Origin of the sequence: Streptomyces sp. W16 (genome assembly GCF_033194735.1) — a bacterium.
GTDB lineage: Bacteria > Actinomycetota > Actinomycetes > Streptomycetales > Streptomycetaceae > Streptomyces.
This window is the reverse complement of sequence record NZ_JAWOAI010000372.1, coordinates 1-10123: the sequence shown is the minus strand read 5'-3', so window position 1 is coordinate 10123 and position 10123 is coordinate 1. Positions and strand designations below refer to the sequence as shown.

The window sequence follows — 10123 nt, the reverse complement described above, 5'->3', positions numbered from 1 at the left end:
AGGCACTGTCGCGGCTGCGGCACCGGGACGAGGCGTCGGCGGAGGAGCGCGTGCTCGCGGGGGTGGAGCACGGGGACCTCGCCGGCGCGCTGGTCCGGCTCTCGCCGGAGCTGCGGGCGGTCCTCCAGGCCACCGTGATCGACGGGCTGACCACCCGGGAGGCCGCCGTGCTGCTGGGCATTCCGGCCGGCACGGTCAAGACGCGGGCCATGCGGGCCCGTAAGCAACTGCGGGAGGAGCTGGCATGACCTGGCATGTGGCCGAAGACGACGTACGCGCCTATGCGCGGGGCGAGTTGGCACCGCCCATGCTCTGGTCCGCCGACACCCATATCGCCAAGTGCGCGGACTGCCGGGCCCTGTTGGCGTCCGTCACCGATCCCGTCGCGCTCGACGCGGGCTGGGAGCGCCTCGACGCCGAACTCGACGCCCCCAAAAGGGGGTTGGTGGAGTCGCTGCTCGTGCGGATCGGTGTCGCCGACCACACGGCACGGCTGCTGGCGGCGACGCCGGTGCTGCGCCGCTCGTGGCTCGGCGCGGTGGCGCTGCTGCTCGTGATGACGGTCCTGGTGACCGACGCGTCGAACGTCGCGTCGCCCAACGTCTTCCTCGCCCTCGCTCCGCTGCTGCCGCTCGCGGGAGTGGCGATGGCGTACGGCCCGGTGCTCGATCCGACCTACGAGATGACGGTCGTAGCCCCGATGCACGGCTTCAAGCTCCTGATGATCCGAACAACCGCCGTACTGGTGGCGGGACTTGGCCTCAACGGCCTCGCGACCCTGGCCCTGCCCGGATACGGCCTTGCCGCCCTGGCCTGGCTGCTCCCCGCGCTCGCCCTCACCGCGACGAGCCTCGCGCTGACCCCGCGCCTGGGCCCGGTCCTCGCGCCGGGTGTGGTCGGCGGGGCCTGGACCGCCCTGCTGGTGACGGCCCATGAGCGGGCGACGCACGGCGGCACGCTCGCCCCGTTCACCGCGACCGGCCAGACGGTGGCAGCGGCGGTGGCGGTCCTCGCCGCGGGCCTCCTCTACCTGGCCCGCGACCGCTTCGACACGAGGACATCCGGCTTCCGCCACACGGCGTGACAGCTGTCGCGCACTTTCCTCTCTTCTCCACGACTCTCTACGACTTCTTCCTGACTGGAGTACGTCATGACCACCACCGTCTCCGCGGCCGGGCTCAGCCTGCGCTACGGCCTGACGACCGCCCTCGACGACGTGTCGCTGCGGCTCACCGAAGGCGTCACCGGCCTGCTGGGTCCCAACGGGGCCGGCAAGACAACACTGTTGAGGGTGCTGGCCACCGCGGTCCCCGCCGACGAGGGCACCTTCACCGTCCTCGGCCACGACCCGCGCACACCCGCCGGCCGCCAGGAGACCCGGCGCGTGCTCGGCTACCTCCCGCAGACGCCGGGCTTCCACCCAGACTTCTCTGCCTTCGACTTCGTCGACTACGTCGCGATCCTCAAGGAGTTGACCGACCGCACCGCCCGGCACAACGAGGTACGGCGGGTGCTGGCCGAGGTCGACCTGTCGGACGTACGCGGCAAGCGCATCAAGAAGCTGTCCGGCGGTATGCGCCAGCGGGTAGCGCTCGCGGCGGCGCTGGTGGGCGACCCCGGCTTCCTGGTCCTGGACGAGCCGACGGTCGGCCTGGACCCCGAACAGCGCATGCGCTTCAGGGAGTTGATCGCCCGCGCAGGGGAGGGGCGAACGGTTCTCCTGTCCACCCACCAGACCGAGGACGTGGCGATGCTCTGCCACCGCGTCGTCGTGATGGCCGCCGGCCGCGTCCGCTTCGACGGCACCCCGGCCGAACTCACCGCACGGGCCGCGGGCCGCGTGTGGAGCAGCTCGGAACGGGACCCGAACGCGAAGGCGGGCTGGCGTACCGGCCTCGGCGTCTTCCGCAACGTGGGCGACCCGCCGCCCGGCGCCGAACTCGTCGAACCCACCCTGGAGGACGGCTACTTGCTCACCCTCGACGGCATGCACGCGGAGGCGACGGCATGAGCACTGTACTGACCCAGACCCCCGCCGAGACGACCACGGCACCGGCCCGCGAGTCATGGCGGGCGATCTTCGCTCTGGCCCGCTTCGAGTCCCGCAAACTCCTCCTCCGTATCCCGGTGCTGTTCATGCTGGCGGCCTACGTCGCCTGGATCGTGTGGCGCACCAAGGGTGACTGGAACGGCTATCCGGCCCTCCAGGACGTCGACCGCGCCACCCAGACGGGCCCGCTGCTGGTCGGCTTCGCGGTCCTGCTCTGCGTCAACCAGTCCGTGCTGCGTTCCCAACGGCACGACACGGAGCGGCTGTTCGGCGTCCTTGTCCTTGAACCCTGGCGCCGTACGGCAGCGCACGCGCTGTCGATCCTGCCGGTGACCGGACTCGTCGCGCTGGGTGTGGCGGCCCAGTTCGGCCGGCAGGCGGTCAAGTCGACGGCGGTGGGGCACGGTTCGATGGGCGAGCTGCTGGTGGGCCCGCTGTGCGTGCTGCTCTGCGGGGCGATCGGCCTGCTGATGGCCAGGCTGGTGCCGAAGCCGTTCGCGATCCCGGTGGCAGCGGTCCTGCTCCTCGTGTTCTCCGTCCTCGCACCGGTCTCGATCGGCGGCGGCGCCACGGCCTGGCTGACCCCGATCGTCGGCGAGGGGAGCACCAAGACGATCCCCTCCGACCTGATCGGCCGCCCGGCCGCCTCGCACGCCCTGTACCTGACGGGCCTGGCGCTGGCCCTCGCCCTGCTCGCGGTACTGATCAGCAAGGGCCGCACGAAGACGTCGACGGCGGTACTGGCAGGCTCGCTGGCCGGAGCGATCGCCCTCGGCGTGGTCGGCGGAATCGGCCAGGCGGCCGGCGTCTCGTCGGAGACGGTCGCGGCTCGCACGGTGGCCACGCTCAACCCGCAGAAGGTCCAGTCCTGCGTCCGGCACGGCCGCTCGACGTACTGCGCGTTCCCCGAGTGGGTCCCCAGGACGGCGACATGGGCCGAGGTCACGGACCACGTGCAGTCCCTCGCGGGCGGCACCGCACAGATCCAGAAGCTGCTTGTGCAGCAACGCGTCGAGGCCCGCTACGGCATGGAGGCCGACGGCGCGATCGACCCGTCCACCGCACCGAACCAGGTCACCGTCCGCACGATGTGGGGCGGACCCCGGACACCGGAGTTCTCCGCGGCGGTCGCCTCCGTACTGGTCCTCGGGAACGAGAAGGCCGGCGGTGACGTGTGCGACGGCCGCATGGTCACCATCATGTGGCTGGCCCTGGGCTGGACGTCCGACCCGGTGACCGAGCTCCGCGCGGTCCGCCTGGACGACAGCGTGACCGGCTCCGCCTCCGTCCTGTCGCCGACCAACGGAATGACCATGACGGCCGGACAGACCAGCGTCGTGAGGGAGTTGCTCGCGGAGGGCCCGTCCACGGTCACCCCGAAGGTGAAGGCGCACTGGGCGGAACTGATTTCTCCGAAGGTGACGACGGCAAAGGTCGCCCAGCTGCTGGGCGTCAAGGCTCCCAGTGGGGCTGACAAGTGCGAGTGATGACGAGGGGAAGCGGGGAGACCGAGCAGACGGGAGTCCAACCCCCTTCTACGGCAAGGGTGTTGGCGCAGCTGATCCGCCCCGTCCTGCGCGCCCTCCCGATACGGGCGCTGGCCGCGACCGCAGCGGTGGCCTTGCTGATCGCGGCCCTGCCCCGCCTCCTCTCGGACGAACCGGACCAGTGGTCCGCGCTCATCGCCCTGCGCGCCGCCGCCCTCACCTTCGCCCTGGGCCTGGCCTTCGTCCTGGACGACCCGACCCGCGACCTGACGTCCTCGGTACCGACCCGCCGCATCCTCCGCACGACCCTGCGGGTAGCGCTGGTGGCCCCGTTCGCGGCGGCCTGGTGGACGGCGGCGGTCCTGCTGATCCCGTCGAAGATCCGCCCTCCGGTGGGCGACATGACCCTGGAGGCGGCAGCGGCGGCGGTCCTCTCCCTCGCGGCAGCGGCAGCGGCCCTCCGCTTCACAGCCGAACCGGAACCGGGTCAACGGGTGGCCGCCGGTTTCCTGGTCATCGCCCTGGTGTCGCCCCTCGCCCTCCCCAACGACTGGGGGATGTACGTCTCGCCGGTGGAGAAGCAGTGGGGGGTGGGGCACGACCATTGGGCGATGGTGTTGGTGGGGGCGGGGCTGGTGTGGGCGGCTTGTGGGCCGGAGCCGGTCAGGCGTAGGCGACTTGTTGCAACACGGTCAGCGCCATCCCGCCCGTCCGGCGTCTGAGGACGAGGCGTTCAGGGTCCGGGGTTCTCCTTCAGGGCTTCTACGAAGGCGGTGAAGGAGGGGGTGGGGAAGGTGAGCGTGGCTCGGGCCGGGGCTTTGGAGTCGCGTACGGCTACGCGGGCGGGGCGGTTGGCGATCTCCACGCAACTGTTGCCGTCGCCTTCGCCGGAGTAGGACGACTTGCGCCAGAGGCCGCGGGTGTCCGTGGGGTGCCTCACAGCTCTTTGGCCAGCCTGTTGATGAAGGTGGTGAAGGCCTCGGTGGGGAAGGTGAGGGTGGCTCGGGCCGGGACCTTGGAATCCCTGATGGCTATGTGCGGGTGGCGATGGGCGACCTCCACGCAGGCGTCACCCTGGCCGCCCCCGGAGAACGATGACTTCTGCCATATGCCAGGGGTGATCATGCGGTCACAGCTCCTTCGCCAGCCTGTGGATGAAGTCACGCGAACGCTCGGGCTCAAGTGACACCGCCTCCACCCTACGGAAGAGGGCTCGATAGCGATTGAGCTGGGCCTGGGAGTCAATGAAAACGGGGCCGTTGGGGCCGTCACGTACCACCGTGTCCAACTGTGGGACGGCGCCGCCCGCGTACACCATGGCGCTTCCGGCCCCGCCGAAGCCGTTCAGATCGAAGGGGATGACACGCACGGTGACGTGGGGGGCTTCGGAGAGTTCCAGGACACGGGTGAGTTGGGCCCGCGCCGCGATCTGGTCTCCGACCCGGATACGCAGGGCCGCCTCGTGGATCAACGTCTCGTACGGGATCGGGTCGGGGCGCTCGATGATGGTCCTGCGCTTCATCCGGTGTTCCACCCAGCTCTCCACCTCGCTCTCCGGGAACTCCGGGTTCACGTAGGAGAAGAGGGCCCGGGCGTAGTCCTCGGTCTGTAGAAGGCCCGGGATGTGCAGGAAGTCCACGTCCCGTCGGCAGCTGGCATGGTGCTCCAGCTCGGCGAGGTCGAGGAACGGTGTGGGCAGCGAACCTCGATACTCCTCCCACCAACCGCGGGTCCGGTCGGTCGCCATGGCGACGAGGGCGTCGATGAACTCCTCATCCGTGGCTGCATAGTTGGCCGCCAGGCGGCGCAGCCGCTTTTCACTGACGCCGGCGAGGGCCGCCTCGATCTGACTGATCTGCGCGGAGCTCACTCCGAGCAGCGCTGCTCCTTCGCGGGCCGCGAGACCTGCCGCGTCGCGGAGTCTGCGCAACTCGACCGCCAGGCGCATCTGACGTGCCGTTGGCTCGCGCCTCAATGCCACGACTGTTCCTCCCAACGCGCCGGTGGGCGCGACTCGTTCGGGGGTCAGATTACGCGACCGGCTTGCGAAACTTAAAATGCTAGGTCTACCGTCGGTGATGCGACGCACACACTGCGGTAATCCCGGGGTACCGGAAGCGCACCACTCCGTCCTGCCGGGACGGCTGTGGCACTGCCACCGCCCGCGATACTCCGCAGATCTCCGAAACCCCCATCACCGAACCGGAGTTGACGCATGCCCGAAAACCCGCCCACCCCCTGGGAGTACTGCCTCTACATCCCGAACGACCTGCGTGCCGTCACCGTCAGCCGCCGCACCCTCCGGCTGATCCTCACCGTGCACGGTCTGATCCGGCTGGCGGACACCGCCGAACTCCTCGCGACGGAGCTGGTCGCCAACGCCGTACTCCACGCGGAGGGGCCCGCCGCCCTGCGGGTGAGCTGGTCGGCGGGGGTGCTGCGGTTCGGGGCCTGGGACGCCGACCCCGAACCTCCGGAGCCGCCAAGGCAGTTGGAGGAACTCGGTGACGCGGAGGACGGTCGCGGCCTCGCACTGGTCCGGGCCTGCGCCGACCAGTGGGGCTGGCAGCCGCTGTCCCGGAACGGCAGGCGGGGGAAGCTCGTGTGGTGCGAGCTCGCTGCGGCTTGAGGGGGCTTCGAAGTTGAGTGACGTGCAGCGCGCTCGGCGTCAGGGGGCGAGCCGCAGAAGTGTGACACTCAAGCGGAAAGTGTCACACTTCTGCGGGGAAGGTCTGCTCCGGCGGGGACGGGCAAAGGGCCGCACCGCTCACGTTCGAAGACCCGGCTTGAGGTGATGTTCTGCCGGGACTAACGCACAGGGCAGGTCAGTTCAGGAATCGACCGGCTCGGGGAGCACGTCACCAGCGCCAGGGACAGATACGAGGGGCGTTCGAGATAGAAGCCGAGCGACACATCGGCCCCCGACCCCAGCCGCTCGGCGGCGGAGTTCACCAGCCGGGCCAGTTGGGTGGTGTCGCGCTGGGCCTCGGACGCGAACCGGGGTGCATACTCCGCGAGTTGCTCCCCAAGCCATGACGCCGCTTCCTTCGCCTCGTCCCACGTGGCACGGACCAACGAACGCGGCTTGATGAGCCAGTACGCCGTTTCGAGCGGCGGAAGATCCACCGTCGGGAACTCCGAGGCCACTTCGCGGTAGCGCTGGATCAGCTCCGGCCTGCTTCCGGCAGGGGGAGGCTCCGGATGCGGGGGCCGCCGTAGCGCCTCCTGGTCGAAGCGCTCTTTCGGGCCGGTCCACAGATAGCCGTGGTGGTGCACCAGTCGTTCCCGTTTCGAGAAGTGCCGGCCGGGCCGGGTCCAAGGGCAGGCGATGGGCCCGGTCCGGCCGACAGAGGGGGACGGATCAGATGTTCAGGCCGAAGCGCGCCGGGTCGATACCGGCCGCGTCCAACTCCTCTGTGGTGAACCGCAACGGTTCCGTGCCCGGCCGCTTGCTGTCGCCCAACGCCCAGGCGTCCGCACCAATCCGCGCCAGGGTCACGCACCCCTCGGTGCAAGGGCCACCGCACGCCTTCACGAATGAAGCGCCGTCAATGTCGAGCGCGTACAGGTCAGTTCCGTATCGCATCGCTGCACCTTCCTGCTTGGCTGATCGCGGCCATGACTGACCGCCGCCGCCCGTGTCCGGGGCGGGAGTTCATGGGAGAGGAGGACGTACGCCTCAGCGATCGGAGCGCTCACCGCGCTCGGTGCAACGCGGGCACTGGCAAGGTGGCCATTCCGAAGTGGCCAGGGGAATCAGATAGTCGCCGCCGAAAACAGATCGTTCAGGCTCCCAGGACCGCCCGGAGTCACGAGAGACCCGCATGGTCATCAAGGGGCGGTCGGCGAAGAGGTCCGAGTTCGCTCCCGTGCTCATGACCCGTGCACCTCTGCCAGATGCCGACGCAGCCTCACATCCAGGATAAAGCAAGCAGGGCAGCCGGGGTTCGAGGTCTTCTCTTCACTCTCCATGAATTCATTTTCGCGCCCCAAGAGACTCATGTGGAGCGCTAGTTGCGTTGACGCATAAACCCGTCCGCAGCTTCCTCAAGGAAGGACGAAGCTTCCTCGCCAGTGAGAGCGCGTGTCCAGAAGAGGTCGAACAGATTCAGGTGCTGGGATATATCCCTGGGGTCGCGCAGCACGACTTCCCCGAAGAACAGTTCGATCGTCACAAGGCGATCGTCGTACACGACGAAGATGTTCATGGGAGTGCCGGGAACCTGCACGCCCTGCGGGACTATCCCCAACTCGACGTTGGGTTTTCTACTGACCTCGACCATGTGTGCGCACTGCGCAGCCATCGCTCGGGCGCCGGCCCGCTGCCACTTGACGGCCTGCTCGGTCATCAGGAACCAGAATGAGCGTGACGTGTCATCCAGGATGGCCTGGCGATCCATTCGGGCCTGTACAGCCCTTGCGACATCCCTGACCGGGTCACCGTCCACGGTGGGCGAGAGCGTCTCTGTGGCGTACTCGCGGACATGCAAAAGACCGGTGGGGACGGCAGGGAGAAAATGCCGCATCACTCGTGATGAGGACTCAAGCGCCTTCAGCTCGGCTTGCTTGTGGTAGAGGCCAACTCGCGCGTAGGCACGCCAGGACGCGTAGTCGACATTCGCCCGTCGAGCCAGAGCAAGCAACTCGTTCGCGACTTCGTCGGGAACAGCGAGGGCTTTGAGAATGCGTTCGACATCAATAACCGTGGGTAGAGCACGGCCGGTTTCGATACGGCTGATCTTCGTCTGGCTCATGTTGCAGCGCAGCGCCAGACGTTCGCCGCTGAGATTGGAAGCGCGACGGAGACTCCGGAGGGCCTCCGCCAGATCCTTCCGTTCCCGTGCTTGTGTCTCAGGTTCGATAGGCACTGAACGGTACGGCGCTTTCTAGTGCTAGATCCCGCCAGGCGAGATACTTGCCGACGTCCGGGTTCTGGATCAGTTCCCGGTTTATCTGCGTTCCGTCGGGACGGTAGTTGAGATGAACCACCGTCGTCTCGTCGAACAGCCAGAAATCTTGCTCCGGCAGTCCGGGGTTCAATCCATCGGTCACATCGACGATTTGATAGTCCTCCCCTGCCGCGACATTCCCGGGGATGCACCACTCGAACAGATAGCGGCTGTACGGCGTGAGAGGTCGGCGCACGATCTTGGCCCGGGTCATCGTTCGCCCGGCCGCCCCGTGATCCCGGATCATCTGGTGCCACGGCGCGTTGAAGCCCTCCGGCATCGACGCTCCGGCGAGGAAGTCACGGACCGTCTCAGCCTCGGCGGGCATTGTGTACGTCTGGTGGACTTCCAGTCGGAACGCGGAGCGCTGGAAGTTGCGGAAGTACGCCTGCCACTCGTCGCCGTCCAGCAGTACAGGGCTAGAACCATCCACGGGCACGGGCAGCCTCCTTGAGGATGTCTTCCGGGATCAGTACGACCGACTCGCCGTCCGGCGTCGGATGGGTCACGTCGTAGCCCTGGATCGCCAACATGCCCGGCTCCGGGGTGGCGTACACGGTTGGGCAGTCGCCGTTCCCGCACTTGTCGTCCTCGCCACTCCGGCACGGCCCGCCGGCAATCATCCGCAGTTCGTCCACCGAGACCCCCTCTGGTCCTTGTGGTCAGCAAGCTACGGACGGTCACACTCTCACCACAAGGGCAGCCCGCATTCCAGTCACGAAGTCGCATAGAACCGTGCGCGCGAGTCACCAAAGGAAAAGCTCTGACCAGCCCCTACGGGGAGTCGGTCACGTGAGCGACGCCTGACCGGCAGCGGTCGGGAGCAGGTCTCCGCTCGTGTCGTCGAGCCAGATCGTGGGCAGGCGCAGACAGCGCACTGCGCTGGCTACGGATGCGCCGGAGACCGGCATGGTCAGGTCGGCCTGTGTGACTGTCCGTGTCGGAGAGCTTGGTGATCAGGCACAAGTAGTACTGGGAACAACCCAGTTCCCCCCCGGCCGACACACGCGGCCCAAGCAAGCGCAGCGAACCGTCACGACTCCGACCGGTACATCAGATCCGTCTCGAACGTCGTGAACCCGAGCCGCTCGTACACCGACACCGCCGCCTTGTTGTCCGCGTCGACGTACAGCATCGCGGTCGGCAACCCCCGCCCCGCCAGATGCCGGAGGCCGATCGTCGTCAGGGCCTTGCCCAGCCCGCCGCCCTGCGCGCCGGGCAGTACCCCGACGACGTACACCTCGCCCCGCTGCTCCTCCGCGTGGACCTTCGTCCAGTGGAAGCCGACCAGTTCACCGGCGCGTTCGGCCAGGAAGAAGCCCTCGGGGTCGAACCACGCCTCGGCCTTGCGGTCGTCCAGGTCCCGCTGGGTGAGGGAGCCCTGCTCGGGGTGGTGGGCGAAGGCGGCGGCGTTGACGGCGAGCCAGGCCGCGTCGTCGGCGCCGGGCACGAAGGTCCGTACGGTCACCCCTTCCGGAAGCACCGGCTCGGGCAGCTCCAGATCCGCCAACGACCGCCGTAGCTGGCGCAGTTCGCGGAACAGGGCGAGCCCGAGGACCTGCGCCAGATGCCGGGCGGCGGGATGCCCGCCGTGCGCCCACACCCGCAGCCGCTTGCCCGAGGCGGCCAGCAGCGCC

Annotated in this window: 15 protein-coding genes; 6 read left to right on the top strand and 9 right to left on the bottom strand. The window is 68.5% G+C overall.

From position 1 onward, the window contains the following. The 5 genes from R6V09_RS36220 to R6V09_RS36200 form a co-directional block, all read left to right on the top strand. Positions 1 to 248, top strand: a 248-nt coding sequence (locus R6V09_RS36220) for an RNA polymerase sigma factor (protein WP_317885709.1), incomplete at its 5' end; no start/stop codon positions are given. Beyond that, complete coding sequence (locus R6V09_RS36215) at positions 245 to 1084, top strand: zf-HC2 domain-containing protein (RefSeq protein WP_317885708.1); 840 nt, start codon at positions 245 to 247, stop codon at positions 1082 to 1084. The genes R6V09_RS36220 and R6V09_RS36215, both read left to right, overlap by 4 nt. Positions 1085 to 1150: 66 nt before the next feature. Next, positions 1151 to 2011 (top strand): ABC transporter ATP-binding protein, encoded by an 861-nt coding sequence (locus R6V09_RS36210; RefSeq protein ID WP_019064516.1) that lies wholly within the window; start codon positions 1151 to 1153, stop codon positions 2009 to 2011. After that, entirely contained in the window at positions 2008 to 3537 is a 1530-nt protein-coding gene (locus R6V09_RS36205) for an ABC transporter permease (RefSeq protein ID WP_317885707.1), read from the top strand. The genes R6V09_RS36210 and R6V09_RS36205 overlap by 4 nt, the downstream gene beginning before the upstream one ends. 59 nt (positions 3538 to 3596) lie before the next feature. Beyond that, positions 3597 to 4259 (top strand): ABC transporter, encoded by a 663-nt coding sequence (locus R6V09_RS36200; protein WP_317885710.1) that lies wholly within the window; start codon positions 3597 to 3599, stop codon positions 4257 to 4259. Between the two features lie 11 nt (positions 4260 to 4270). On the opposite strand, the gene R6V09_RS36195 is transcribed toward R6V09_RS36200, so the two are convergent. From R6V09_RS36195 to R6V09_RS36185, 3 genes are read right to left on the bottom strand one after another with little or no spacing between them, the layout of a single operon-like run. Continuing rightward, on the bottom strand, positions 4271 to 4477 hold the full coding sequence (locus tag R6V09_RS36195; RefSeq protein WP_317885706.1) for a DUF397 domain-containing protein: 207 nt from the start codon (positions 4475 to 4477) through the stop codon (positions 4271 to 4273). Then, complete coding sequence (locus tag R6V09_RS36190; protein WP_317885705.1) at positions 4474 to 4662, bottom strand: DUF397 domain-containing protein; 189 nt, start codon at positions 4660 to 4662, stop codon at positions 4474 to 4476. The genes R6V09_RS36195 and R6V09_RS36190 overlap by 4 nt, the downstream gene beginning before the upstream one ends. 4 nt (positions 4663 to 4666) lie before the next feature. Continuing rightward, complete coding sequence (locus tag R6V09_RS36185) at positions 4667 to 5485, bottom strand: helix-turn-helix domain-containing protein (RefSeq protein WP_442810213.1); 819 nt, start codon at positions 5483 to 5485, stop codon at positions 4667 to 4669. 267 nt (positions 5486 to 5752) lie between these two features. Between R6V09_RS36185 and R6V09_RS36180 the strand changes: the two genes are divergently transcribed. Further along, the gene (locus tag R6V09_RS36180) at positions 5753 to 6166 is read left to right on the top strand and encodes an ATP-binding protein (protein WP_317885703.1); all 414 of its coding nucleotides are present in this window, start codon (positions 5753 to 5755) and stop codon (positions 6164 to 6166) included. 179 nt (positions 6167 to 6345) lie between these two features. Here the strand turns inward: R6V09_RS36180 and R6V09_RS36175 are convergent, their stop codons facing one another. From R6V09_RS36175 to mshD, 6 genes are all read right to left on the bottom strand, one after another. Then, on the bottom strand, positions 6346 to 6813 hold the full coding sequence (locus tag R6V09_RS36175) for a hypothetical protein (RefSeq protein WP_317885702.1): 468 nt from the start codon (positions 6811 to 6813) through the stop codon (positions 6346 to 6348). A gap of 85 nt (positions 6814 to 6898) precedes the next feature. Continuing rightward, a complete protein-coding gene (locus R6V09_RS36170) occupies positions 6899 to 7123 on the bottom strand; it encodes a DUF397 domain-containing protein (RefSeq protein WP_317885701.1) in 225 nt (74 codons plus the stop codon). 424 nt (positions 7124 to 7547) lie between these two features. Continuing rightward, positions 7548 to 8405 carry a helix-turn-helix domain-containing protein gene (locus tag R6V09_RS36165; RefSeq protein ID WP_317885700.1) on the bottom strand — a complete coding sequence of 286 codons (858 nt, stop codon included), beginning with the start codon at positions 8403 to 8405 and terminating at the stop codon, positions 7548 to 7550. Further along, the gene (locus R6V09_RS36160; RefSeq protein WP_317885699.1) at positions 8389 to 8925 is read right to left on the bottom strand and encodes a DUF6879 family protein; all 537 of its coding nucleotides are present in this window, start codon (positions 8923 to 8925) and stop codon (positions 8389 to 8391) included. Before R6V09_RS36160 ends, R6V09_RS36165 begins: the two co-directional genes overlap by 17 nt. Then, complete coding sequence (locus R6V09_RS36155; protein ID WP_398874370.1) at positions 8906 to 9124, bottom strand: hypothetical protein; 219 nt, start codon at positions 9122 to 9124, stop codon at positions 8906 to 8908. The genes R6V09_RS36160 and R6V09_RS36155 overlap by 20 nt, the downstream gene beginning before the upstream one ends. Before the next feature lie 395 nt (positions 9125 to 9519). After that, positions 9520 to 10123 (bottom strand): mycothiol synthase (gene mshD / locus R6V09_RS36150; RefSeq protein ID WP_317885698.1); only part of this gene is annotated, 604 nt, incomplete at its 5' end.

What these genes read in the sequence shown, in the direction of transcription:
- R6V09_RS36205 (WP_317885707.1), top strand. Translation starts at nt 2,008, where the DNA reads ATGAGCACTGTACTGACCCAGACCCCCGCCGAGACGACCACGGCACCG.
- R6V09_RS36170 (WP_317885701.1), bottom strand. Translation starts at nt 7,123, where the DNA reads ATGCGATACGGAACTGACCTGTACGCGCTCGACATTGACGGCGCTTCA.
- R6V09_RS36210 (WP_019064516.1), top strand. Translation starts at nt 1,151, where the DNA reads ATGACCACCACCGTCTCCGCGGCCGGGCTCAGCCTGCGCTACGGCCTG.
- R6V09_RS36180 (WP_317885703.1), top strand. Translation starts at nt 5,753, where the DNA reads ATGCCCGAAAACCCGCCCACCCCCTGGGAGTACTGCCTCTACATCCCG.
- R6V09_RS36190 (WP_317885705.1), bottom strand. Translation starts at nt 4,662, where the DNA reads ATGATCACCCCTGGCATATGGCAGAAGTCATCGTTCTCCGGGGGCGGC.
- R6V09_RS36215 (WP_317885708.1), top strand. Translation starts at nt 245, where the DNA reads ATGACCTGGCATGTGGCCGAAGACGACGTACGCGCCTATGCGCGGGGC.
- R6V09_RS36185 (WP_442810213.1), bottom strand. Translation starts at nt 5,485, where the DNA reads ATGCGCCTGGCGGTCGAGTTGCGCAGACTCCGCGACGCGGCAGGTCTC.